Below are 22,750 nucleotides of genomic sequence, written 5' to 3' on the forward strand. Positions count from 1 at the left end.
ACTCGGCCGACCGGCGTGACGCTTCGGCCGACCGGGGTGACGTCTCGACGGGATCAGTAGGGGCGCTCGACGGCGTACTGGACGAGGCTGACGTCCTCGCCCCGATAGGTGTCGGTGCCGTGGCGGCCGGTCTCGATGAAGCCGGTGGCCTTGAAGAGCTTCTTGGCGCGGTCGTTGGTCTCGTGGGTCTCGGCCCAGATCCGGCTCAGGTCGAGGACCGAGAAGCCGTAGGTGAGTGCGGTCTTGATAGCTCGCTGGCCGAGGCCCTGGCCCCAGCGCGAGCTCGGGCCGATGGCGATGCCGAGCTCGCGGGTGTCGGGTGCCAGACCGTGGAGGTCGGCGTAACCGACGACCTCCTCGTCGAGCTCCACGGCGAGCCGGATGAGCTCCGGGGGCGGGGCATCGATCAGCCGGCGCCAATGGCGGAGATGACCGTCGCGGTCGCGCTCGGGCCAGCCGTTGGCCACCCGGAACTCCTCATCGTGCGCCCAGTCGGCGAAGACGTGTTCGTCGCCCGGTGACAGCGGGCGAAGGCGCATGGTGTCGGTACGGGGCATCGGCCGAGTCTCTCAGATCAGCGGCCCGGCCGATCCCCCACCCGGGATCAGTAGGTGAGCTGGACCTTGGTCGCGAGCCGCTCGTCCATCAGGCGGTAGCCCTCGGCGGCCTCGGAGAACGGCAGGGCCTTGTCGAAGACCAGACCTGGGTTGATCGTGCCGTCCAGGGTCAGACGCAGCAGGTCCGGCAGATAGCGGCGTACCGGCGCCATCCCGCCCTTGAGACCGACGTTGGTGCGGAAGAGCGCGTTGACCGGAAGGTTGACGTCGTGCGGGACCCCGACGAACCCGACCGTGGCGCCCGGGCGGGCGACCTTCGAGGCCGTCTTGAAGGACTGGTCGGTGCCGACGCACTCCAGGACGAAGTCGGCCCCGACGCCGCCGGTGAGCTCGCGTACGGCCGCCTCGCCCTCCTTGCCGCGAGCGGCGACGATGTCGGTGGCGCCGAACTTCTTGGCGATCTCCTGGCGGGCCTCGTGGCGTGACATCGCCACGACCCGCTCGGCGCCGAGCTGGGCGGCCGCGAGCACGCCGCACAGACCGACCGCTCCGTCACCGACGACGACCGCGGTGCCGCCCGTGGCGCCGGAGCCGAGCCCGGACATCACCGCGGCGTGCCAGCCGGTGGCCATCACGTCGGTGAGCGCGAGCAGGTCGGGGTACATCGCCGGGTCCGGCGTCTCGTCGAGCTTGACCAGCGAGCCGTCGGCCTGGTTGACCAGTGCGTACTCGCTCTGGCCGCTGACCGTGAAGCCGAGGTTCTCGCAGACCGACTGGACTCCGGCGAGGCAGTGCGGGCAGGTATTGTCACAGTGATCGAACGGGACGATCACGAAGTCGCCCACCTTGAAGTCGCGTACGTCGGCACCGACCTCCTCGATGACGCCGATGCACTCGTGACCGATGGTGCGCGGCTCCTCGATGTCACCGTTGGCGCCGCGGTAGTTCCACAGGTCGGAGCCGCAGATGCAGGAGCCGACCACCTTCACGATCGCGTCGGTGGGCTTTGCCAGCGTGGGGTCGGGTACCTGGGTGAAGCGGATGTCGCGCACCCCGTGGATCGTCGTCGCATGCATGATGGCATCCTGTCACCCGGCGTACGCGATGTTGCGCACGATGGCCGCTAACGAGCCGGGCAACAGCGTTGGAACGAAACGCCGACACTTCGCGGGGAATCCAGGCTTATCTCATATATGAGTTACGGTGGTGCACCATGACCGACGGATACAAAGGTCGTATCGGGAACCTGATTCGCGATGCGCGCAAGCACAAGGGCCTCACCCAGGCACAGCTCGCCGACCTTCTCAACACCAGCCAGAGCGCGATCAACCGCATCGAACAGGGGCAACAGAACCTCTCCCTGGAGATGATCGCCCGGGTCGGTGCCGCTCTCGACTCCTCCCTCGTCGACATCGGCGCCGGACCGACCCACCTGCGTGTCACCGGCCCGACGACCCTGTCCGGTGAGATCACGGTCAAGACCTCGAAGAACGCCGGGGTCGCCCTCCTGGTCGGCTCGCTCCTCAACCGGGGCCGGACGACGCTGCGCAAGGTCGCACGCATCGAAGAGGTCAACCGGATCATCGAGGTGCTCAACTCGATCGGCGTGCAGACCCGCTGGCTCAACGACGACAACGACCTCGAGATCGTGCCGCCGAAGGAGCTGCGCCTGGACGCCGTGGACGAGGCCGCCGCGCGCCGCACGCGCTCGGTGATCATGTTCCTCGGCCCGCTGCTGCACCGCCTCGACAACTTCGAGCTTCCCTACGCCGGTGGCTGCAACCTCGGCACCCGCACCGTGGAGCCGCACATGTCGGCCCTGCGCCCCTTCGGCCTCGAGGTCAAGGCGACCGACGGCGCCTACCACGCCAGCGTCAACCGGTCGGTCCAGCCGACTCGTGCCATCGTCCTGACCGAGCGTGGCGACACCGTCACCGAGAACGCGCTGATGGCGGCCGCGCTGCACCCGGGCACCACGGTGATCCGCAACGCATCTTCGAACTACATGGTCCAGGACCTCTGCTTCTACCTGCAGAAGTTGGGCGTCGAGATCGAGGGCATCGGCACCACCACGCTGCGCGTCACCGGCCGCGAGATCATCGACGTCGACGTCGACTACGCGCCGAGCGAGGACCCGATCGAGGCGATGTCGCTGCTGACCGCAGCGATCGTGACCGACTCCGAGATCACCATCAAGCGGGTCCCGATCGAGTTCATGGAGATCGAGCTGGCGACGCTGGAGGAGATGGGTTTCAACTACACCCTCTCCGAGGAGTACGTCGCGCTCAACGGCAAGACCCGCCTGGTCGACATCAACACCAAGCACTCGATCCTGCACGCGCCGCTGGACAAGATCCACCCGCTCCCCTTCCCCGGTCTCAACATCGACAACCTGCCGTTCTTCGCCGCCATCGCCGCGGTGGCGCAGGGTCAGACGCTGCTGCACGACTGGGTCTACGAGAACCGGGCGATCTACCTGACCGAGCTCAACAAGCTCGGCGGCAACGTCACGCTGATGGACCCCCACCGGGTGATGATCGAGGGACCGACCCACTTCTCCGGCACCGAGATCGTCTGCCCCCCGGCGCTGCGTCCCGCCGTCGTCGTGCTGCTCGCGATGCTCGCCTCCAAGGGCACCTCGGTGCTCCGCTCGACCTACGTCATCGCCCGTGGCTACGAGGACCTCGCCGAGCGGCTCAACCAGCTCGGCGCGAACATCACCGCCTTCCGCGACATCTGATCCAAGATCGGGCCGAGTCGGCTCATCCTGACCAAGTTCCTCGTCGAGTCGGCGCGTCATGACGCGCCGACTCGACCGGATTTTCGGCCAGGATGAGCCGACTCGCCGGGCTTGCCGTGCTGCGGCGACATCTGAGTCTGCGGGCTCATGTGATCCGGCCCTCACGGGTGGTTAGATGCTCCCCGTGAGGGAGCAGCAACGACGCGTACGCGCCTATGCGCACCGTGGTGGAGCGCTCCATCCCGACCTGGTCGGGATGGAGAACACCATGGAGGCGTTCCGGCATGCGGTGGAGCTCGGCTAAACCCATCTCGAGACCGACGTGCACGTCACGCGTGACGGCGTCCTGCTCGCCTTCCACGACGAGGCGCTCGACCGGGTGACCGACGTCAGCGGCCTGATCGCGGAGATGACGTACGCCGAGGTGCAGGCCGCCCGGATCGGCGGTCTGCACGGCGTTCCGACCCTGGCGGAGCTCTTCGCCGCCTTCCCCGAGGTCACCTTCAACATCGACCTCAAGTCCGACGGCTCGGTCCGCGCCGTGGCCGAGCTCCTCGCCGCGACCGACCACGAGGACAAGGTCATCGTCGGCTCGTTCTCGGTCCGGCGGCTCAAGGCCTTTCGCCGGTTGACCGAGGGGCGGGTGCGGACCTCGGCGCATCCGCGCGAGGTGCTCGCCTACCTGCTCGCGCCCACCACCGGGATCGCCAAGAGGCTCGTCGGGTCGCGGTTCGACGCGTTCCAGATCCCGCACCACCAGCGCCTTCGCGGGCCGCTGTCGATCCGAGTGGCGTCGCGTGGCCTCGTCCGCCGCGCCCACAAGGCGGGCAAGGAGGTCCACGTCTGGACCGTCGACGACCCGGCCGAGATGGAGCGGCTGCTCAAGCGTGATGTCGACGGTCTGATGACCGATCGCACCGACGTGCTGAAAGCGTTCCTGGAGGAACGTGGGCTGTGGGAGGCTGTGCCGTCTCGGGGCGAGCCCGTCGGCGAGGCCGAGTCCGAACAGAACGATGAGGAGCCCGAGAAGTGAGCACACCAGCCGGGGTCGGCGACGTCAGTCCGGCCGAGCGGGCCAGGGAGCAGAAGGGCTGGTTCTTCGCGGACTGGGCCGTCTCGGCCTTCCAGACGACGGTCTCCGGGGTGCTGTTCGCGCCCTACCTGATCGAGATCGCGAAGGCCGCCGCGGTCGACAACCGGATCGACGTGCTCGGGCTCTCGATCGCGCCCGGCGCGCTGCCGTCGTACGTCATCACCTTCTCCACCCTGCTCTCGGCGCTGATCTACCCGCTGGTCGGGGCGATCGCCGACCGCACCTCGCGCAAGCCGGACCTGATGGCCGGCTTCGCCTGGGCTGGGGCGCTCTGCGCGGCGCTGCTGTTCTTCATGACCGGGGACAACTGGTGGTTCGGCTCGATCATGTTCATCATCGCCAACCTGTGCGCGGGGGCGGCGGTGGTGGTCAGCGACTCGATCCTGCCGCTGATCTCGACGGAGGAGGAGCGCGACCGGGTCTCCTCGATCGGCTGGGCCTATGGGTACGCAGGCGGCGGACTGCTGCTCGCGGTCAACTTCCTCCTGGTCACCTTCGCCGACCCTCTCGGGCTCGGGACGGCGCTGGCGGTGCGGATCTCGATGCTCTCGGCCGGTCTGTGGTGGGCGGGCTTCATCATCATTCCCTGGCGTCGCATCCGGCGACACCAGCCGGCCGACGTCGAGGACGTCTCCGGCGGTGTCGTGGCGCGCTCCTTCGGGCAGCTGTTCGTCACGCTCCGGGAGCTGCCGCAGTATCCGGTCGCGCTGACCTTCCTGCTGGCGTACCTCTTCTTCAACGACGGCATCCAGACGGTGATCAGCTCGGCGTCGATCTACGGGGTCGAGGAGCTCGGGTTCGAGACCGGCACGATGCTCGGCATCTATCTGCTGGTGCAGTTCGTGGCGGTCGGCGGGGCGATCTTCTTCGGCCGGCTGGCCAAGAGCTTCGGTGCCAAGCGGGTGATCCTCGGCGGTCTGGTCGGCTGGATGGTCATCGTGGTCGCGGCCTACTTCGTGCCCGAGCAGACCCTGGTGCCGCTTCTCGTCGTCGCGGTCGGGATCGGTCTGGTCATGGGCGGCACCCAGGCGCTGGCCCGGTCCTACTTCTCGCTGTTCATCCCGGCCGGCAAGGAAGCGGAGTACTTCAGCCTCTACCACGCGATGGACCGCGGCACCTCCTGGCTCGGCACCTTGGTCTTCGGGCTCGTCTACCAGCTCACCGACTCCTACCGGCCGGCGATCCTGGCGCTGATCGCCTTCTTCGTCCTCGGCGGCGCACTGCTCGCGCTGGTGAACACCGCAAAGGGCATCGAGCAGGCGGGCAACCGGACGCCCCAACGGGTCTGAGGGAGCAAGGCGCTCGAGGGCACCAGGGACACTCCGCCTGACTGGCGGTTTCGAGACACAGGAACCTCAGGACTCTCTCAGGAAGATCCGCAGGTCAGGCGGGTCCTGGATCGAACACCACGGCGAGAATCTCGATATTTCACGGAATCATCACCTCCTCTGTACCGTTGCAGGTATGAAGAGGCCTGACCGGCCTGCGTTATGAGTCCGCAGACCGCCTCGCTCTTCAGTTCATTCAACGGGGGACGATCGACTCAGGAGGTGCTTCATGGCCGAGCGCACGTTGCGCGGCGCCCGACTGGGCGGACAAAGTTTTGAGGACGAACGCGGGATCGAGTTCGCAGGTCGCCAGCAGGTGGCCTACCGCTGCCCGCAGGGACACGACTTCGAGATCACGATGTCGGACGAGGCCGAGGTTCCGGCCATCTGGGAGTGCCCGCGCTGCGGCATGGAAGCTCTCAACCTCTCCGGCGCCAAGCCGGAGGAGAAGGCCGAGAAGCCGGCGCGTACGCACTGGGACATGCTCCTGGAGCGGCGCTCGGAGAAGGAGCTCGAGGACATCCTCAAGGAGCGTCTCGACCTGCTTCGCGGTGGCGAGATCGGCCCGGCTCATCTGCACCGCAAGGGACCCGGGAAGAAGAAGGCCAACGCCTGACAGGACGCCGAGTCGGCTCGTCCTGACACAAAACCTCGCCGAGTCGGCGCGTTCTAACGCGCCGACTCGGCGAGGTTTTTGGTGAGAACGAGCCGACTCGGCCGGTTCTAGGCCAGGTTGTCCTTGTCGATGACCTCGCCGGTGACGATGTCGTCGTTGCGGGGCCGGGTGGCCGATCCGAACGTCGAGGGCATCGCCGCGGTGACCAGGCGCTTCTGCACGACCTTGGCCAGGATCCGACGGAAGAACGGCCGGGTGAACGGCAGGATCAGCACGATGCCGAAGATGTCGGTGACGAAGCCGGGGCTCAGCATCAGCGCGCCACCGAGCAGGATCAGCGCGCCGTCGGCGATCTCGTTGGACGGCAGCTTGCCCGAGGAGAGCGCCGTGCTCAGCGCGGACCAGGCTCGGGAGCCCTCGCGGCGCATCAGCCAGGCACCGAAGATCGAGTCGGCGATCAGCAGCAGGATCGTCCACCACACGCCGATCACCTGACCGACCTGGATCAGCACGAACAGCTCAGCCAGCGGCATCACCAGGAACAGGAGCACCAGGACCCAGGAGAACCTGCGGCGTCGCGTCGTCATCGACGGCCTCCCACGAAACGGTCCAGCCCGAATCGGCGCAGCAGGCGGAGCAGCTGGTCGCGGCGTTCGGACAGGCCCCAGCGGGTCACCCGGCGCATCGACTCGGCGGCGACCGCTGGGCTCATCTTCGACTCGCCCCGGACCCGCTCGATGAACTGGATCGGGACCTCCTTGACGGTCAGGCCGGCCCGCAGCGTACGCGTCACCATCTCGGTCTGGAAGACATAGCCGGTCGACTCGACGCTGTTCAGCTGCAGCTTCTCCAGCGTCGTACGCCGGAAGAGGCGGTAGCCCGCGGTGGCGTCGTGGACACCGATGCCGAGCAGGAGCCGGACGTAGAAGTTGCCGCCGACCGACAGCACGCGTCGCGACAGCGGCCAGTTGACCACCGAGCCGCCGCGGATCCAGCGGGCGCCGATCACCAGATCGGCCGAGGGGATCGCTCCGAGGAGCAGGTGGAGCTCCTCGGGCTGGTGGGAGCCGTCGGCGTCCATCTCGCCGACGATGTCGTAGCCCTGCTCGATGGCCCACCCGAAGCCGTGCAGGTACGCCGCCCCCAGCCCGGCCTTCTCGGTGCGGTGCAGCACGTGGATCTGGTCGTCGTTGTCGGCCAGCTCGTTGGCGATGGTGCCGGTGCCGTCGGGTGAGCCGTCATCGACGATCAGCACGTCGACGCGCGGCTGCGCTTTGCGCAGCCGGCCGACGATCCAGGTGAGGTTGTCTGCCTCGTTGTAGGTCGGGATGACCATCACCGCCCGGCCGATCTCGGTCCAGGGTGGAAGCTGCTCGTTCGTCACGTACGCCGGCCTTGTCGAGGAATGGGGTGGAGATCACAGGATATCCGCCCACCGGTCGAACCCAAGATCCCGCAATCACCGCTGCCAGCGCAGACGACGCAGAGCGCGGGAGGACCAAGACGTTCTTCGGGCCGTTCCGATCCTTGCTGGCGACAAGGGGACGATCGTTGTCTAAGGGCGCCTCGGCCTTCCCGCGTTGCCCTCGCGGCCAAAGACCGCGCCCGCGAAGACAAGTCGAAGGCATGCCTGGATCGACACCCCCGACCCGATTCGTCGAGCGCCGGTCCGCCTACCGCAACTCTGCATGGGCGAACGTTGTCACCATCACCCGCTGGCTCCGCGTAAGTCAACACGGCACTGACCTGCGGAAACAGATGTTTCCGCAGGTCAGCCACAGCCTGCCGGGCGAGAAAAAGAAAGGAATTCTCAAAGAACCTCGGCGTGTCGTCTTCGCGTTCCCGTCACGGCACTGAGGGAACGACGACGGTCCCTCGTGCCGAGGTGGCGAGAACCGGCTCCGCGAGCACCTCGGCTGCCCCCGGGCTGGCCTCGGTCGCGGCGCCTCGCGCCACGACGTACACGGCGAACTCCATCACCCGCGATCGGGTTCCGGCCTTGATCAGCTCGCAGGTGATCTCCAGAACGTCACCGGCACGTACGGGCGCCTTGAACTGCACGTCGTCGTAGGACGCGAAGAGCCCCTCGTCCCCATCGGTGCGGATGCACATCTCCGTCGCCACATCGCCGAACAGACCCAGGCTGTACGCGCCGTCGACCAGGTTCCCGGCGTAGTGGGCGTGGGAGTACGGCACGTAGCGGCGGTGGACGACCTTGGTGCCGACCTTGGTGCCGGTCTCGGTGCTCATGCTGCGGGCTCCTTCGCGGTGGTGCGGTGGACGAGGTAGGAGGCGACCTCGGCAGGAGTCGTGCCGCGGCCGAAGATGCGGTCGACGCCGAGCTCGGTGGTCATCGACTCGTCGAACCGTGGACCACCGGCGACCAGGAGCGGCCGCTCCCCCGCCGGGTAGGCCTCGCGGAACGCCGCCGACATCTCCCGGGTGTTGAGCAGGTGCGCGTCACGCTGGGTGACGACCTGGGAGACGAGTACGGCGTCGGCGCCCCGGGTGACGGCAGCCTCGACCAGGGAGGGCACCGAGACCTGGGCGCCGAGGTTCACGACCTCGATCTCCTTGTAGTACTCCAGTCCCTTCTCCCCCGCGAACCCCTTGATGTTGAGGATCGCGTCGATCCCGACGGTGTGGGCGTCGGTGCCGATACAGGCGCCGACGACGACCAGGGGCCGCCGCAGCGTCTCCTTGATCACCGCGTTGGCCTCCTTCGGTGTCAGCAGCGGGAAGTCACGCTCGACGACCTGCACCTTGTCGACGTCGACGAGATGGTTCACCTGCCCGTAGACGACGAAGAAGGTGAAATCGTCGCCCATCGGCTTGGAGTGGACGACCATCGCCGGCTCCATGCCCATCTTGTTGGCCAGCTGCAGCGCGGCGCCGTCGGCGACCTTGCTGTGCTTGATCGGCAACGTGAAGGAGACCTGCACCATCCCGTCGCCCGTGGTGTCGCCGTACGGCCGGATGATACTCATTCCTCGCCCTCCAGAATGGTGCTCGCGGGGTTGTAGTACGCCTCGGACTTCACGGCCACACCCTCGAGGCCCTTGCCTGCGTCGGCGGGGCGCTTCATCAGGCCGAAGGTGCCGTCCGCGATCGCGTCGAGGAGCCCGTTGGGCTCGTCGATGATCTTCCCGAGCAGGTCGATCGACTCCCCCAGCACCTCGCGCGCTCGGTTGGCGATGAACCCGTCAGGGGCCGGGTGGAAGTCCTCGCCGAGGCGTCCGGCGGCGTCCATGACGTACCGGACGTTCTGCAGGGCCAGGTCGCGGTCGGAGATCCACGGTGTCACCACCGCCTCGGTCATCATCCCGACCAGCAGGATGCCCTGGTCGGTCATCGCGCCGGCCAGGTTGAAGAACCCGTCGAGCAGATAGCCCTTGAAGATGTCGCCGGTCATGTGCCGGGTCGGCGGCATCCACTTCAGCGGCGCGTCGGGGAAGATCGTCTTCGCGAGCAGCGCGTGGGCGAGCTCGAGCCGGAACGAGTCCGGTACGTCGGGGTTGATCTCGAACGCGTGGCCCAGGCCCAGCTGCCAGTCCTCGAGTCCCGCCTCCTTGGCGAAGTACTCGTTGAGCAGCTGTGAGGTGGTCACCGTGTGCGCCGCCTCGACCGCATCGGCGGTGGTGAGGTAGTTGTCCTCGCCGGTGTTGATGATGATCCCCGCCCGCGCGTGGATCTGACGCGAGAGCCGCTGGTCGACGAACGTACGCACCGGGTTGATGTCGCGGAACAGGATCCCGTACATCGAGTCGTTGAGCATCATGTCGAGGCGCTCCATGCCCGCCAGTGCCGCGATCTCGGGCATGCACAGCCCGCTCGCGTAGTTGGTGAGCCGCACGTAGCGACCGAGCTCGCGGGAGGTCTCGTCGAGCGCGGCCCGCATCAGGCGGAAGTTCTCTTGGGTCGCGTACGTCCCGGCGAACCCTTCCCGGGTGGCGCCCTCGGGCACGTAGTCGAGCAGCGACTGGCCGGTCGAGCGGATCACCGCGATGATGTCGGCGCCCTCGCGCGCGGCTGCCTGCGCCTGCGGGATGTCCTCGTAGATGTCGCCGGTCGCGACGATCAGGTAGATCCACGGTTTGCGGGGTGCGTCGCCGATCTCGGCGATCATCCGCTCGCGCTCCACCCGGCTGGCGTCGAGCCGGGCGATGCCGACCCCGACCGCCTCGCGGGCGTGCTTCGCGGCCAGCTCGGCCTCGGCACCCTCGGGCAGGTGGAAGGTCACCTGACCGGCGGCAGCCTCCTCGGCGAGCCGGGAGAGGTCGTTGTCGTGGGCGGCCAGCGCCTGCCACACCGGTAGCGCGACCCCGTGCTCCAGCCCGACGTCGGCACGCACCGCGTCGACCAGGTGGTTGACCCACGGGGTGCCGTCCGGGTCGGCGCCGGCGAGCCCGGCCAGCCGCAGGGTGGCCCGCTCGACGGCGACCGTGGTGTGCTTCTTGGCCATCTCGACGATCGGGTCGCCGACCTTCGCGGCCAGCGCGCGGGCCTGGGCGATCGTGCGTGGGTCCAGGTCGAGTCTCACCAGACACCTTCTTTCTCGAATACGGTCCTGCCGTCGACGACGGTCTGCAGGCAGGCGGTGGTGACGTCGGCGACGTCAGGTGTGGTCAGGTCGGGGAACGTGGTGCGGTCCCAGACGGCGTAGGTGGCACGCTGTCCGACGGTGAGCGTGCCGGCGTCGTCGATGCCGGCCGCGTACCAGCCGCCGACGGTGTGGGCCGCAAACGCCTCCGCCGCGGTGATGCCCTGGCCGGGCGTGTGGTGGTGCACGGCTGCGTGGACTGCGGCCCACGGGTCCAACGGGGTCACCGGGGAGTCGGAGCCGAAGGCGAGGCGTACGCCGGCGTCGAGCAGGGTCCGGAACGGGTTCATCTGCTGCCAGCGCTCCCCCAGCCTGGCTGCGTACATCCGGTCCGGGCCACCCCACAAGCCGTCGAACATCGGCTGCATGCTCGCGGTCACCCCGAGGTGGGCGAACGTCTCGGTCGCGGCCGGGGAGGGCAGCTCGCAGTGCTCGAGCCGGTGACGGCCGGATCGTATGCTCGCGGCGCCCAGCGTCGCCTCCGCGAGCCGGAACGCCTGCGCGATGTTGTCGATCGCCTGGTCGCCGATGCAGTGGAAGCCGGCCTGGAGGCCGCGCCGGGTGCAGCCGATGATGTGCTCGGCCATCTCCTCCGGGTTGAGATAGGCATGGCCGCGGTGGCCGGCCAGATCCGCGTAGTCGAAGGTCAGCGCGGCGCTCCGGGATCCCATCGACCCGTCTGCGCTGAGGTCACCGGCGAGGCCGGAGACTTCCGAGAGACGCTCCAGGTCGTCGAACCCGAGGTGAGCGCCCCAGTAGTAGGTGCCGTGCAGCCCGGCCTCGGCGGCTTGGGCCTGCGTCGCGATCAGGTCCGACTCCGGGCCGATGTCGGGGCCGGAGTTGTCATGGAAGGCACCGATGCCCAGGGCCGCCATCGCCTGCAACGCCGCTCGGGCACCGTGCTCGGCATGACCGGCCGGAGTGAGGTCGGCCAACAGCGGCAGCAACGCGCGCAGCGCCTCTCGCTCGACGCGGCCCTGAGCCGTCCAGCCCGGGAGCCCTGCGATCCCAGGAACCCGCGCCATCAGGGCGCTCGAGACCACGGCGGAGTGACCGTCGATGCGGTTCAGGTACACCTTGCGGCCACCGGAGGCGCGGTCGAGCTCGGCCGCGGTCGGCAGGCTCGGGTCCGGCCAGTGCGTCTCGTCCCAGCCCTGGGCGAGGACCAGATCATCATGGCCCAGGTCGCGGACGTGCGCTGCGACCATGTCGAGCACCACTTCCCGGCTGGGCGCGCTGCCGACGTCGAGGCCGAGGATCTGCTCCCCCGTCTCGACGACGTGGACATGGCTGTCCACGAAGGCAGGTGTCACCAGCCGGCCTTCGAGGTCGACCAGCTCATCGGGACTCGCGAAGTCGTCCGGATCGTTGCCGGTCCAGACGATCCGCCCGCCCTCGACGGCCATCGCTCTGACCGGCTCGTCCAGGGCCGGCCGCGTGTGGATCTGACCATTGCGGAGGAGGATGCGAGTCACGGCGCCAGTCTGCCCTCGAAGAGAGTCCGGACGCCGCTGTTCGCGCGGAGAAGATCCAGTGCGTACGCCGCGTGGCCCGGGACGTAGCCGTTGCCGACCAGCATCGTCACGTCGGCGGCGAGGCCCTCGGCGCCGAGGGCGGCAGCGGAGAAGGACGTGGCCATGGAGAAGAAGATGACGGTGCCGCCGTCGGCGGTGGAGAGGATGGCGCCGCCCTCGCAGCCCGGCACGTCCACGCACACCACGGTCACATCGGCGGGACCGCCGGCCTTCGTCACCGCGTCGCGCAGCGCCACTGGGTTGCGCGCGTCGGCGACCACGACCTCGTCCGCGAGGCCGGCCCCCTGAAGTCGCTCCGCCTCGATGTCGGTGGGAACGACGCCGATGAGATGCCCCGCCCCCGCCTCCCGAGCCGCGGCAAGCGACAGCGACCCCGATTTCCCGCCCCCTCCGATGACCGCCACAGTCACCCCCGAGACGTCAGTTCTCGACGTCGAGAAGTCGGTTTCTGACGCCGAGAGGTCAGTTTCTGACGCCGAGAGGTCAGTTTTCGATTCGGCAGAGTCAGAAATCGACGCCTCGCTGTCAATTTTCGACTTCTCGGCGTCAGAAAGTGACGCTTCGGCGTATTGGGTGACGATGCGGCGGGTGAGGGCCGGGGCGCCGCAGACGTCCATGACCGAGAGGGCCAGTTCCGGGGCCTCGTCGTCGGGGAGGACTGCGGCAATCGAGCGGCCGAAGAGGATGGCGTAACCGTCGCACGGCACCTGCTCGTCCTCGCCGGCCCATCGCTCGAGCCCGTCCTCGATGACGAGCGGCGTCAACGTCAGGGATACCAGGGTGGCGACGCGGTCCCCGACCGAGAGGTCGAGAGGCGACTCGGGGCCGACCTCCTCGACCACACCGACGAGCATTCCGCCCGACCCGGTCACCGGGTTCTGCATCTTGCCGCGGTCGGCGACGATGTCGAGCACCTCGCGGCGTACGGCATCTCCGTCGCCGTCGTGCGCGGACTCCAGCTGCCGGAACGAGGCCGCGTCCAGGTTCAGTCGCTCCACCCGGATCCGTACTTCGTCGGGCCACAAGGTCTTTCGGGTGTCGAGTCTGCGGGCCGCCTGCGGCAGCGGCAACGAGCCGGCCACCGGCTCGTCGAGCACCCGGTGCAGGCCTGTCGGGTCGGAAGTGGTCATCGTCGTACGCCTCCTTGCGTGCATCTCACGGCGGACCCTACCAGCGCCAGGAGGAAGAATTGCGGCGGATGCTTGCAAAGACCGGAGGATCTCCCGCTATGGTGGATTGCATGACGGCAACGATCGAGCCCAAGACCCGAGACGGACAGCCCTACGCCTACCAGCGCGTAGAGCTGGTCGAACCCGACTGGACCCGTTTCCCGGGATGGGCCGACATCACCGAGGAGCAGTGGCGCGACGTGCAGTGGCAGCGCGTCAACTGCATCAAGAACGTCCGCCAGCTGCGCGCCCTGATGGGTGATCTTCTCGACGAGCGCTTCTACGCCGACCTCGAGAAGGACATGGCCGAGCGCGCGACCATGTCGATGCTCGTGCCGCCGCAGATGGTCAACACGATGGTGCCGTCCGGCGCATCGGCCGGCGAGGAGTTCACCGACGCGTTCTACGCAGACCCGCTCCGTCACTACATGATCCCGGTCTTCTCCGACCGCCGCACCGACTGGCCCTCACACCCGCAGGCGAGCCGCGACTCGCTGCACGAGCACGACATGTGGGTAGCCGAAGGGCTGACCCACCGCTACCCGACCAAGGTGCTCGCCGAGCTGCTCTCCACCTGCCCGCAGTACTGCGGGCACTGCACCCGGATGGACCTGGTCGGGAACTCGACCCCGGTCATCGACAAGCTCAAGCTCACCGGCAAGCCGGTCGACCGCCACGAGGCGATGCTCGAATACCTCCGCAACACCCCGCAGGTGCGCGACGTGGTCGTCTCCGGCGGCGACGTCGCCAACCTGCCCTGGCCGCGGCTGGAGGACTTCCTCACCAAGCTGATGGCGATCGACAACATTCGCGACATCCGACTGGCCACGAAGGGCCTGATCGGACTCCCCCAGCACTGGCTCCAGGAGCCGCTGCTGGAGGGGATGAACCGGGTGACCACCATCGCCCGTGAGCGCGGCGTCTCGCTGGCGATCCACACCCACGCCAACCACGCCAACTCGGTCACTCCCCTGGTCGCCGAGGCGTCCAAGGCACTGCTCGCGGCCGGGGTTCGCGACGTACGCAACCAGGGTGTGCTCCTGGCCGGCGTGAACGCCGACAGCCACAGCCTGCTCGACCTGAGCTTCCGTCTGCTCGACGGCGCCCAGATCATGCCCTACTACTTCTACATGTGCGACATGATCCCGTTCAGCGAGCACTGGCGGGTCTCGGTCGCCGACGCGCAGCGGCTGCAGCACGACATCATGGGCTACCTGCCCGGGTTCGCCACCCCGCGGATCGTGTGCGACGTGCCCTTCGTCGGCAAGCGGTGGGTCCACCAGATCGCCGACTACGACACCGAGCGCGGGATCTCCTACTGGACCAAGAACTACCGGACCTCGATCGAGGCGAGCGACCCCGAGGCGCTGTCACGGACCTACGAGTACTACGACCCGATCCACACGCTGCCCGAGTCGGGCCAGGAGTGGTGGCGTACGCACGGGAAGTGAGCAGCGGAACGGCTCAGTGCTTCAGGGTCGGCCGGTTCTCGTAGTAGGTGTACATCGCGATCGTGGTCCGGGTGGCCACGTTGGCGACCGAGCGGATCCTGCCGAGCAGCTCCTCGAGGGCCTCGGGGGTCGCGACCCGCACCTTGAGCATGTAGGACTCGGCGCCCGCGATGGACCAGCAGGCCTCTACCTCGTTGAGGTCGGCGACCCGCTCGGGGCAGTCGTCGGGTTGTGAGGGGTCGAGCGGCGTGACGGCCACGAATGCGGTCAGCGGGACACCGATCGCGGCGTAGTTGACGGTGGCGCCGTAACCGGTGATCAGGTCGCGCTGCTCGAGCCGCTTGACGCGCTGATGCACAGCCGAGGTCGACAGGCCGGTGGCCTTGCCCAGGTCGGTGTAGGACATCCGACCGTCCTCCGCGAGAAGCTGAAGGATTTTACGGTCGGTTGCCTCGATCTCAGGGGTAGTCACGGCGACAGCGTACCCACAGCAGCAATATCTCCGTCGAAACGTCCAAAACCGTGTCCGATATCGAAAGATTTACGGCCCGCCGGTGGCTCAGGCGGACCTCAGGAGGGCCAGCCGGAGAGCGTCCTCGACGCGCCGTCGGCAGCAGGAGGGGTCTGGACCACCGACAGCAGCCGGCCGTCAGGACCCTCCTTGCGGCCGGAGGTCAGTGCTTCGCCGGTGGCCAGATGGGGGTCGGCGGACACGACTACCCGGCCGGTCGAGCTGACCAAGGTCGCCTGCGCCTCGCGCAGGCAGGGCAGCAGCATCCTCTCCAGTGTCTCGACCGCGGTGTCGGCGCCCGCGACCCCGACCAGCCGGCCGCCCGCGTAGACCGGCAGCGTCGTGGTCAGGACGTACTCGTCGGTGCAGACGAAGTCGACGTAGGGACCGGCGACATTCAGCCGCCCGGTCCGCTCCGGCACGCGAAACCACGGCTGCCGGGTGTAGTCCATGGTCTCGCCCGTCCCCGGCACCTCGGCTTCACCGAGGAAGTCCCGGCCTGCGCCCTGCCACCAGGCGAGGTAGAGCCGCCGGTCGCTGAGGGCATCTGGGGCGACGACGAAGCCGCCACCCAGCAGGTTCGGGTCCTGGAGGAACTCCACCGTCCCCGCCTCCACCTGTGCGCTCAGCTCGTCGGAGGTGACCGGCCCGGAGGCGAAGAGAGCGGCGACCTCGGTGCGCATCCGTTCCAGCTCGGCGAGAATCGCTCCGAAGTGCCGCTCGATCCGTACGGCGCAGTCGCCAGACACATCGATGTTCACTGGCGTACCACCTCATGGATCTCGGTCAGACGTTCAACGGCGTGGGCCACATGGTCGCGTACGCTCGTTCGGGCCGCGGCCACATCGCCCGCCTCCAGCGCGGCGACCAGCGCCCGATGCCGCCCGCCCGACGCCTGACGGAAGTCGGACTCGCTCAGCGGCACTCGCAGCAACGTACCGAAGTCGGCCTCTTGTCGCACCACCTCTCGGGTGAGGCGCGCCGACTGTGTCAGCGCCGCGACGGAGAGATAGAGCTCGCTCTCCGCATCTCGCCATCTGCCCACGTCCTCCTCGTCCGCCGGGAGGAGCAGGTCGTGGAGGTCCTCCACCTCGTCCGGTGCGGCGCGCTCGGCCGCGAGCTCGGCGCAGCCGGTCAGCACCACCTGATACAGGCTCGCCCGGTCGCGCAGCTCCACCCGTGACATGGTGGCGAGCCGCCCCTTCACGACGTCGCCGGGTTCCGGCGCCCGCACGAACGAGCCACCACCGCGTCCGCGAGTGGTCACGACCAGCCCCTGTGCGCGCAGCGACACCAGTGCCTCCCGGGCGGTCACCGTCGCCACGCCCAGCATCTGGGCGAGCTCGAGCTCGCTCGGTAGCCGGTCCCCGTCGGCGAGGACGCCGGAGCGGATCGCCTCCGCAAGACGGTTCTCGACACGTACGGCTCTGCCTTCGTCGCCGATCGGCGCGAAGATCGCCGACCGGGCGCGCGAGGTCGTCGCACGGGCTTTGGCCACGATCGGGCTCCTCCTTCGAATGGGTTTTACCAAGAAACTTACGCAAGGGGTCTTTAAAATCTAAGATCTGGTTCCATATGATTAAGCAATGGGACCGACCGAATCTCCGCAGATCCAGCTCGACGCCGTGTCCAAGGCGTACGGCGACGTGATGGCCGTCGACGCCCTCGACCTGACCATCGGCGACGGCGAGTTCTTCTCCATGCTCGGGCCCTCCGGCTCCGGCAAGACCACCGTGCTGCGCCTCATCGCCGGCTTCGAGCGAGCCGACTCCGGCACGATCCGCCTCGGCAGCGAGGACGTCACCGCGCTGGCGCCGTTCGACCGAGACGTCACCACCGTCTTCCAGGACTACGCCCTGTTCCCGCACCTCAACGTGCTCGACAACGTCGCGTACGGACTGCGCGTCCGCGGCGTCTCGAAGGCCGAGCGCAGCACCCGGGCGCGGGAGGCGCTCGGCATGGTCCGGCTCGACCACGTCGCGGCCCGCAAGCCCACCGAGCTCTCCGGCGGACAGCGACAGCGGGTCGCGTTGGCCCGCGCGATCGTCGTACGTCCCAAGGTGCTGCTCCTCGACGAGCCCCTGGGTGCGCTGGACCTCAAGCTGCGTGAGCAGATGCAGGTCGAGCTCAAGCAGATCCAGCGCGAGCTCGGGATCACCTTCGTCTTCGTCACCCACGACCAGGAGGAGGCCTTGACTCTCAGCGACCGGATCGCGGTCTTCGACAGCGGCCGGATCGTGCAGCTGGGCACGCCGAAGGAGATCTACGAGAGCCCGACCTCGCAGTACGTCGCCGACTTCGTCGGGACCTCCAACGTGTTCGACGAGCAGGTGTCCAAGCGGGTGCTGAAGATGGAGGGCGCCTTCGCGCTGCGACCGGAGAAGATCCTGCTGTCCCCGCTGACCGCGAGCGCCCCTGCCGGGGCGATGACGGCCGCCGGGGTGATCACCGAGTCGATCTACATCGGCACCGGCCACCGCGTCCACATCGAGCTCGAGGACGGCACCCAGCTGGTCGCCCTCGAGCAGAGCCGCGGCGCTCTGCATCCCGACGCCGCCGAACCCGAGTCTCGGGGCGACCGCGTGGTCGCCTCCTGGTCGCCGGGCGACCTGGTCCCCCTGGGCACCGATTCGTCCCGTGCCGTGCAACACCGATGAGCAGAACCCACCAGAGAGGCTTGATCATGCGCAACATCCCAACCAGGCACACCGCCGGCCGCACCATCGGCGGAGCAGTCGCGGCGCTGTCCCTGATCACGCTCACCGCCTGCGGCGGTGACAGCGGCAGCGAGTCGACCGGAGCGGCCGAGAAGCTCGGCGAGAACGAGGGCGAGGTCTCCATCCTCGCCTGGCCCGGCTACGTCGAGGACGGCTCGACGGACCCCGAGGTCGACTGGGTCTCCGGCTTCGAGAAGGAGACCGGATGCCAGGTCACCTCGAAGGTCTACGGCACCTCCGACGAGGCCTTCAACCTGGCCAAGTCGGGCGAGTACGACGTCGTGGCCGCCTCCGGCGACCTCACCCTGCGCATGATCGCGGCAGGCCAGGCGGCCGAGGTGAACACAGACCTGATCCCCAACTACGAGGGCATCTACGACTTCCTCAAGGACCGCGAGTGGAACACCGTGGACGAGAAGAACTACGGCATCCCGCACGGCTACGGCGCGAACCTGCTGATGTACAACACCAAGGACGTCACCCCCGCCCCGACCTCGTGGAAGGCGGTCTTCGAGGACGCGCCGAAGCACAAGGGCCAGGTCACCGCGTACGACTCGCCGATCTACATCGCCGACGCGGCGGTCTACCTGATGGCGCACCAGCCCGACCTGGGTATCGAGAACCCGTACTCCCTCGACGAGAAGCAGCTCGCCGCGGCCGTCGACCTGCTCAAGGCGCAGCGGACCTCCGTCGGTGAGTACTGGTCCGACTACACCAAGACGCAGGCCTCCTTCGAGACCGGTGACACCGTGGTCGGCACCACCTGGCAGGTCATCGCCAACCTGATCGACCCGAAGAAGGCCCCGGTCGAGGCGATCCTCCCCTCCGAGGGGGCGACCGGCTGGAACGACACCTGGATGATCTCGTCGAAGTCGAAGTCGCCCAACTGCGCCTACGCCTGGCTCAACCACATCTCCGACCCGGAGGTCAACGCCCAGGCGACGGAGTACTTCGGCGAGGCCCCCAACTCGGACAAGGCCTGCGAGTTCGCCTCCGAGGGCCACTGCGAGACCTTCCACGCCGGCGACGAGGAGTACGCCAAGAAGATCTGGTTCTGGAACACGCCCATCAACGACTGCCTGGACGGCCGGACCGACGTCGAGTGCACCGACTACCAGGACTGGACCAAGGCCTGGGCAGAGATCAAGGGGTGACCTTGAGCTCCATCAGCAGCACGCTCAGCAGGAGGCCGGGCATCCGTCTCGGCCTCCTGCTGGCCGCTCCCCTGACCTGGCTGGTGCTCGTCTACGTCGTCGCCCTCGCCGCCCTGCTGGTGACCGCGTTCTGGACGATCGACTCGTTCACCAACGAGCTCGAACGCACCTTCACCCTCGACAACGTCCGTGAGATAACCAGCGAGGCGCTCTACCGGACCGTCACGCTCCGCACCCTCGGGGTGGCGCTGCTGGTGACGCTGATCGACTGCGCGATCGCGCTGCCGGTCGGCTTCTACATGGCCAAGGTCGCCTCCCGGCGCTCCCGCCATCTGCTGGTGATCGCCTTCCTGATGCCGCTGTGGGCGTCATACCTCGTCAAGGCGCTCGCCTGGCGCTCGCTGCTGTCCAACGGCGGCCTCCTGGACTGGGCCGGTGGCCTGGTCGGCCTCGGCACACCGGGATTCGGCGTCACCGCGATCGTGCTCACCCAGGCGTACATCTGGCTTCCGTACGTCATCCTCCCCGTGTACGCAGCATATGAACGTGTCCCGGACTCGCTGCTCGACGCCGCCGGCGACCTCGGAGCCCGGCCGGCGCGGACCTTCCGCACCGTCGTGCTGCCCCTGGTGGTCCCGGGTCTGGTCGCCGGGTCGATCTTCTCGTTCTCGCTGACCATGGGCGACTACATCACCGTCAACATCGTCGGCGGCGCCAACCAGATGCTCGGCAACCTCGTCTACATCAACTCGGGTTCCAACCTGCCGCTGGCCGCAGCGATCGCTCTCATCCCGATCGCCGTGATCATGATCTACCTGGCGTTGGTACGCCGCACCGGAGCTCTGGAGAACCTATGACCATCTCGCGAACCACCCGGCGCCTGCTCGCCGCGGTGACCGGCCTGGTGCTGGCGGTGCTCTACGCGCCGCTGGCCCTGGTCGTGGTGAACTCGTTCAACACCTCCCAGGCGCTCACCTGGCCGCCCAGCGGATTCACCACCGAGTGGTGGCAGCGGGCAGCGGTCAACCCGGGGGCCCACGACGCGATCATCACCTCGCTGATCGTCGCGTCATGCGCGACCGTCATGGCACTGCTCCTCGGCACCCTGCTCGGCCTGGCGATGCAGCGCTACTCCTTCTTCGGGAAGAACACCGTCAACCTGCTGGTGATCCTCCCGATCGCCCTCCCCGGCATCGTCACCGGCATCGCGCTCTCCAACGCGTTCTCGTCGATCCTCGGCATCCGCCTGGGGTTCTTCACCCTGGTGGTGGCGCACGCGACGTTCTGCATCGTGACCGTCTTCAACAACGTGCAGGCACGGCTGCGGCGGATGGGCGGCAACCTCGAGGAGGCCTCTGCCGATCTCGGTGCAGGGATGTGGACCACCTTCCGGCTGGTCACGCTCCCGCAGCTGCGCTCCGCGCTGCTGGCCGGCGGGCTGCTGGCGTTCGCGCTCAGCTTCGACGAGATCATCGTGACGACGTTCGCCGCCGGCCCGGGGGTGACCACCCTTCCGGTCTGGATCCTGACCAACCTGTTCCGTCCCGGCCAGGCGCCGATCGTCAACGTCGTGGCGGTCGTCATGATCGTCGTCTCGGTCGCACCGATCTGGCTCGCCCAGCGACTCTCGTCCGACCCGAGCGAGAGCACGAGAGCGATTCACTAGGGACGCGCTCGGCGGGAGCGGATAATGTGCACAGCGTGGCTGAACCTCGAATGCTCCTGCTCGACACCGCGTCGCTCTACTTCAGGGCCTTCTTCGGCGTGCCCGACATCCGGGCCGAGGACGGCACGCCGGTCAACGCCGTCCGCGGCCTGCTGGAGTTCATCTCCCGGCTCGTCAACGACTACTCCCCCACCGACCTGGTGTGCTGCTGGGACAACGACTGGCGCCCGCAGTGGCGCGTCGATCTGATCCCGTCCTACAAGTCGCACCGGGTGGTGGAGGAGCTCGAGACCGCCCCTGACGTGGAGGAGGTCCCCGACCCGCTGCAGATCCAGGTGCCGATCATCCGCGAGGTGCTCGCCGCGGCCGGGATCTGCGTCATCGGCGCCGACGGCTACGAGGCCGACGACGTGATCGGCACCCTCGCCACGGGCGCGGGCATGCCCGTCGACGTCGTGACCGGCGACCGTGACCTCTTCCAGCTGGTCGATGACGCTGCCGGCGTACGCATCCTCTACCCGACCCGGGGCGTGGGCGATCCCGACCTGGTCGACGAGAAGTGGGTGCTCGCCAAGTACGGGATCAGCGCCGCACAGTACGCCGACTTCGCGACCATGCGCGGAGACACCTCCGACGGGCTGCCGGGAGTGAAGGGCGTCGGCGAGAAGACCGCGGCCAAGCTGCTCGAGCAGTTCGGAGACCTGGAGGGGATCATCGCCGCCGTCGCCGACCCGACCACCTCCCTCACCAAGGCACAGAGGCAGAAGTTCATCGACGCGGTCGACTACCTGGCGGTCGCACCGAAGGTCGTGGCCGTGGCCCGAGACATCCCGCTGGACCGAAGCGGCACCGCTCTTCCCAGCGCGCCGGCCGACCCGGCTCGCCTGCACGAGCTGGCCGCGACCTACAACCTCGCCTCCCCCGTCACACGCTTGGAAGCCGCTCTCGCACGGGTGTGATCGAGGTCTCCACGACTTCGTCGAGAAAGTTCGTGGAAACGGCATCATCAGCCGCGTACCGCTCCGTCTCCTTGGCAAGACCACCAAGAAGGAGCGGACGAATGAGCGACATCAAGCACCCGGCAGTGCAGCAGGACATCAAGATCTCGTGCCTCGACCCCTGGGGCCGCACGGTCGAGGTGCCGACCACCCTCGGCTACCGCGAGAGCGACCCGTACGCAGTGAGCCTGACCTTCCACTCCGGTACCGGCGACGTCGAGTGGGTCGTGTCCCGCACGTTGATGCTGCAGGGACTGGCCGCGCCCGCCGGTGAGGGTGACGTGAAGATCTACCCGAGCATCGACGAGGACGCCAAGGCCGTCGCCGTCTTCGACTTCAGCTCCCCCGACGGGCGCCTCATCGCGACCGCCGACTCCCGCGAGGTGCAGATGTTCCTCGGCAAGTCCTTCTCAGCGGTTCCGGTCGGCGCCGAGAGCCAGCACATGGACCTCGATGCGCTCATCGCGGACCTGCTCGGCACCTCCTCCGACGCCGAGTAGGCACACCGCCCTCCTGCTCTTTCGTCTTCGCGCCCTCTCGTCCCGGATGTCCGGCACGAGAGGGTTCGTCGTTTTCGCCAGCCGGAAGTTTCCTCTCGCCGTTGCCACGTCAACT

At 68.1% G+C, this 22,750-nt stretch carries 23 protein-coding genes; 11 read left to right on the top strand and 12 right to left on the bottom strand.

The window, feature by feature from the left end:
* Positions 1 to 53: 53 nt before the first annotated feature.
* Complete coding sequence (locus tag IEY84_RS18045) at positions 54 to 557, bottom strand: GNAT family N-acetyltransferase (RefSeq protein ID WP_183548907.1); 504 nt, start codon at positions 555 to 557, stop codon at positions 54 to 56.
* Positions 558 to 604: 47 nt separating this feature from the next.
* Entirely contained in the window at positions 605 to 1,633 is a 1,029-nt protein-coding gene (locus IEY84_RS18050; RefSeq protein ID WP_183548905.1) for a zinc-dependent alcohol dehydrogenase family protein, read from the bottom strand.
* 137 nt (positions 1,634 to 1,770) lie between these two features.
* Here IEY84_RS18050 and IEY84_RS18055 point away from each other — a divergent pair, with 137 nt between their 5' ends.
* The 4 genes from IEY84_RS18055 to IEY84_RS18070 all read left to right on the top strand — a co-directional run bounded on the left by IEY84_RS18055 (position 1,771) and on the right by IEY84_RS18070 (position 6,334).
* Positions 1,771 to 3,297, top strand: coding sequence for a UDP-N-acetylglucosamine 1-carboxyvinyltransferase (locus tag IEY84_RS18055; RefSeq protein ID WP_183548903.1), 1,527 nt, complete (start codon positions 1,771 to 1,773; stop codon positions 3,295 to 3,297).
* A 322-nt stretch (positions 3,298 to 3,619) separates the two neighbouring features.
* The gene (locus IEY84_RS18060; RefSeq protein ID WP_229788804.1) at positions 3,620 to 4,330 is read left to right on the top strand and encodes a glycerophosphodiester phosphodiesterase family protein; all 711 of its coding nucleotides are present in this window, start codon (positions 3,620 to 3,622) and stop codon (positions 4,328 to 4,330) included.
* Positions 4,327 to 5,679, top strand: coding sequence for an MFS transporter (locus IEY84_RS18065; RefSeq protein ID WP_183548900.1), 1,353 nt, complete (start codon positions 4,327 to 4,329; stop codon positions 5,677 to 5,679). The genes IEY84_RS18060 and IEY84_RS18065 overlap by 4 nt, the downstream gene beginning before the upstream one ends.
* Positions 5,680 to 5,947: 268 nt before the next feature.
* A complete protein-coding gene (locus IEY84_RS18070) occupies positions 5,948 to 6,334 on the top strand; it encodes an RNA polymerase-binding protein RbpA (protein ID WP_008359714.1) in 387 nt (128 codons plus the stop codon).
* A 107-nt stretch (positions 6,335 to 6,441) separates the two neighbouring features.
* Here IEY84_RS18070 and IEY84_RS18075 read toward each other — a convergent pair whose 3' ends face one another.
* The 7 genes from IEY84_RS18075 to kdd form a co-directional block, all read right to left on the bottom strand.
* Positions 6,442 to 6,921 carry an FxsA family protein gene (locus tag IEY84_RS18075; protein ID WP_183548898.1) on the bottom strand — a complete coding sequence of 160 codons (480 nt, stop codon included), beginning with the start codon at positions 6,919 to 6,921 and terminating at the stop codon, positions 6,442 to 6,444.
* Positions 6,918 to 7,670 (bottom strand): polyprenol monophosphomannose synthase, encoded by a 753-nt coding sequence (locus tag IEY84_RS18080; RefSeq protein WP_183549086.1) that lies wholly within the window; start codon positions 7,668 to 7,670, stop codon positions 6,918 to 6,920. The genes IEY84_RS18075 and IEY84_RS18080 overlap by 4 nt, the downstream gene beginning before the upstream one ends.
* 509 nt (positions 7,671 to 8,179) lie before the next feature.
* Positions 8,180 to 8,584 carry a 3-aminobutyryl-CoA ammonia lyase gene (gene kal / locus IEY84_RS18085; protein WP_183548896.1) on the bottom strand — a complete coding sequence of 135 codons (405 nt, stop codon included), beginning with the start codon at positions 8,582 to 8,584 and terminating at the stop codon, positions 8,180 to 8,182.
* The gene (gene kamE, locus IEY84_RS18090; protein ID WP_183548894.1) at positions 8,581 to 9,321 is read right to left on the bottom strand and encodes a lysine 5,6-aminomutase subunit beta; all 741 of its coding nucleotides are present in this window, start codon (positions 9,319 to 9,321) and stop codon (positions 8,581 to 8,583) included. The genes kal and kamE overlap by 4 nt, the downstream gene beginning before the upstream one ends.
* Positions 9,318 to 10,874, bottom strand: a complete 1,557-nt coding sequence (gene kamD / locus IEY84_RS18095; protein WP_183548892.1) for a lysine 5,6-aminomutase subunit alpha — start codon at positions 10,872 to 10,874, stop codon at positions 9,318 to 9,320. The genes kamE and kamD overlap by 4 nt, the downstream gene beginning before the upstream one ends.
* Positions 10,871 to 12,409 carry an amidohydrolase gene (locus IEY84_RS18100; RefSeq protein WP_229788807.1) on the bottom strand — a complete coding sequence of 513 codons (1,539 nt, stop codon included), beginning with the start codon at positions 12,407 to 12,409 and terminating at the stop codon, positions 10,871 to 10,873. Before IEY84_RS18100 ends, kamD begins: the two co-directional genes overlap by 4 nt.
* Entirely contained in the window at positions 12,406 to 13,599 is a 1,194-nt protein-coding gene (kdd, locus tag IEY84_RS18105; protein ID WP_183548891.1) for an L-erythro-3,5-diaminohexanoate dehydrogenase, read from the bottom strand. The genes IEY84_RS18100 and kdd overlap by 4 nt, the downstream gene beginning before the upstream one ends.
* Positions 13,600 to 13,709: 110 nt before the next feature.
* Between kdd and IEY84_RS18110 the strand changes: the two genes are divergently transcribed.
* The gene (locus IEY84_RS18110) at positions 13,710 to 15,089 is read left to right on the top strand and encodes a KamA family radical SAM protein (protein WP_229788809.1); all 1,380 of its coding nucleotides are present in this window, start codon (positions 13,710 to 13,712) and stop codon (positions 15,087 to 15,089) included.
* Positions 15,090 to 15,102: 13 nt separating this feature from the next.
* Here the strand turns inward: IEY84_RS18110 and IEY84_RS18115 are convergent, their stop codons facing one another.
* From IEY84_RS18115 to IEY84_RS18125, 3 genes are all read right to left on the bottom strand, one after another.
* On the bottom strand, positions 15,103 to 15,561 hold the full coding sequence (locus IEY84_RS18115; protein WP_268244456.1) for an Lrp/AsnC family transcriptional regulator: 459 nt from the start codon (positions 15,559 to 15,561) through the stop codon (positions 15,103 to 15,105).
* Between the two features lie 98 nt (positions 15,562 to 15,659).
* Positions 15,660 to 16,361, bottom strand: a complete 702-nt coding sequence (locus IEY84_RS18120; RefSeq protein WP_183548887.1) for a cache domain-containing protein — start codon at positions 16,359 to 16,361, stop codon at positions 15,660 to 15,662.
* Complete coding sequence (locus tag IEY84_RS18125; protein WP_183548885.1) at positions 16,358 to 17,098, bottom strand: FadR/GntR family transcriptional regulator; 741 nt, start codon at positions 17,096 to 17,098, stop codon at positions 16,358 to 16,360. The genes IEY84_RS18120 and IEY84_RS18125 overlap by 4 nt, the downstream gene beginning before the upstream one ends.
* An 88-nt stretch (positions 17,099 to 17,186) precedes the next feature.
* Here IEY84_RS18125 and IEY84_RS18130 point away from each other — a divergent pair, with 88 nt between their 5' ends.
* The 6 genes from IEY84_RS18130 to IEY84_RS18155 all read left to right on the top strand — a co-directional run bounded on the left by IEY84_RS18130 (position 17,187) and on the right by IEY84_RS18155 (position 22,635).
* Positions 17,187 to 18,257 carry an ABC transporter ATP-binding protein gene (locus IEY84_RS18130; RefSeq protein ID WP_183548883.1) on the top strand — a complete coding sequence of 357 codons (1,071 nt, stop codon included), beginning with the start codon at positions 17,187 to 17,189 and terminating at the stop codon, positions 18,255 to 18,257.
* 26 nt (positions 18,258 to 18,283) lie between these two features.
* Entirely contained in the window at positions 18,284 to 19,471 is a 1,188-nt protein-coding gene (locus IEY84_RS18135) for an extracellular solute-binding protein (RefSeq protein ID WP_183548881.1), read from the top strand.
* A complete protein-coding gene (locus IEY84_RS18140) occupies positions 19,468 to 20,328 on the top strand; it encodes an ABC transporter permease (protein ID WP_183548879.1) in 861 nt (286 codons plus the stop codon). Before IEY84_RS18135 ends, IEY84_RS18140 begins: the two co-directional genes overlap by 4 nt.
* Positions 20,325 to 21,137, top strand: coding sequence for an ABC transporter permease (locus IEY84_RS18145; protein WP_183548877.1), 813 nt, complete (start codon positions 20,325 to 20,327; stop codon positions 21,135 to 21,137). Before IEY84_RS18140 ends, IEY84_RS18145 begins: the two co-directional genes overlap by 4 nt.
* Positions 21,138 to 21,187: 50 nt before the next feature.
* Positions 21,188 to 22,096 (top strand): 5'-3' exonuclease, encoded by a 909-nt coding sequence (locus IEY84_RS18150; protein WP_183549080.1) that lies wholly within the window; start codon positions 21,188 to 21,190, stop codon positions 22,094 to 22,096.
* 101 nt (positions 22,097 to 22,197) lie between these two features.
* Positions 22,198 to 22,635, top strand: a complete 438-nt coding sequence (locus tag IEY84_RS18155; protein WP_183548875.1) for an SsgA family sporulation/cell division regulator — start codon at positions 22,198 to 22,200, stop codon at positions 22,633 to 22,635.
* Positions 22,636 to 22,750 lie beyond the last annotated feature (115 nt).

This window comes from Nocardioides albus, assembly GCF_014648255.1.
Classification (GTDB): Bacteria; Actinomycetota; Actinomycetes; order Propionibacteriales; family Nocardioidaceae; genus Nocardioides; species Nocardioides albus.

What these genes read in the sequence shown, in the direction of transcription:
- IEY84_RS18045 (WP_183548907.1), bottom strand. Translation starts at nt 557, where the DNA reads ATGCCCCGTACCGACACCATGCGCCTTCGCCCGCTGTCACCGGGCGAC.
- IEY84_RS18050 (WP_183548905.1), bottom strand. Translation starts at nt 1,633, where the DNA reads ATGCATGCGACGACGATCCACGGGGTGCGCGACATCCGCTTCACCCAG.
- IEY84_RS18055 (WP_183548903.1), top strand. Translation starts at nt 1,771, where the DNA reads ATGACCGACGGATACAAAGGTCGTATCGGGAACCTGATTCGCGATGCG.
- IEY84_RS18070 (WP_008359714.1), top strand. Translation starts at nt 5,948, where the DNA reads ATGGCCGAGCGCACGTTGCGCGGCGCCCGACTGGGCGGACAAAGTTTT.
- IEY84_RS18075 (WP_183548898.1), bottom strand. Translation starts at nt 6,921, where the DNA reads ATGACGACGCGACGCCGCAGGTTCTCCTGGGTCCTGGTGCTCCTGTTC.
- IEY84_RS18080 (WP_183549086.1), bottom strand. Translation starts at nt 7,670, where the DNA reads ATGGTCATCCCGACCTACAACGAGGCAGACAACCTCACCTGGATCGTC.
- kal (WP_183548896.1), bottom strand. Translation starts at nt 8,584, where the DNA reads ATGAGCACCGAGACCGGCACCAAGGTCGGCACCAAGGTCGTCCACCGC.
- kamE (WP_183548894.1), bottom strand. Translation starts at nt 9,321, where the DNA reads ATGAGTATCATCCGGCCGTACGGCGACACCACGGGCGACGGGATGGTG.
- kdd (WP_183548891.1), bottom strand. Translation starts at nt 13,599, where the DNA reads ATGACCACTTCCGACCCGACAGGCCTGCACCGGGTGCTCGACGAGCCG.
- IEY84_RS18110 (WP_229788809.1), top strand. Translation starts at nt 13,710, where the DNA reads ATGACGGCAACGATCGAGCCCAAGACCCGAGACGGACAGCCCTACGCC.
- IEY84_RS18130 (WP_183548883.1), top strand. Translation starts at nt 17,187, where the DNA reads ATGGGACCGACCGAATCTCCGCAGATCCAGCTCGACGCCGTGTCCAAG.
- IEY84_RS18135 (WP_183548881.1), top strand. Translation starts at nt 18,284, where the DNA reads ATGCGCAACATCCCAACCAGGCACACCGCCGGCCGCACCATCGGCGGA.
- IEY84_RS18145 (WP_183548877.1), top strand. Translation starts at nt 20,325, where the DNA reads ATGACCATCTCGCGAACCACCCGGCGCCTGCTCGCCGCGGTGACCGGC.
- IEY84_RS18150 (WP_183549080.1), top strand. Translation starts at nt 21,188, where the DNA reads ATGCTCCTGCTCGACACCGCGTCGCTCTACTTCAGGGCCTTCTTCGGC.
- IEY84_RS18155 (WP_183548875.1), top strand. Translation starts at nt 22,198, where the DNA reads ATGAGCGACATCAAGCACCCGGCAGTGCAGCAGGACATCAAGATCTCG.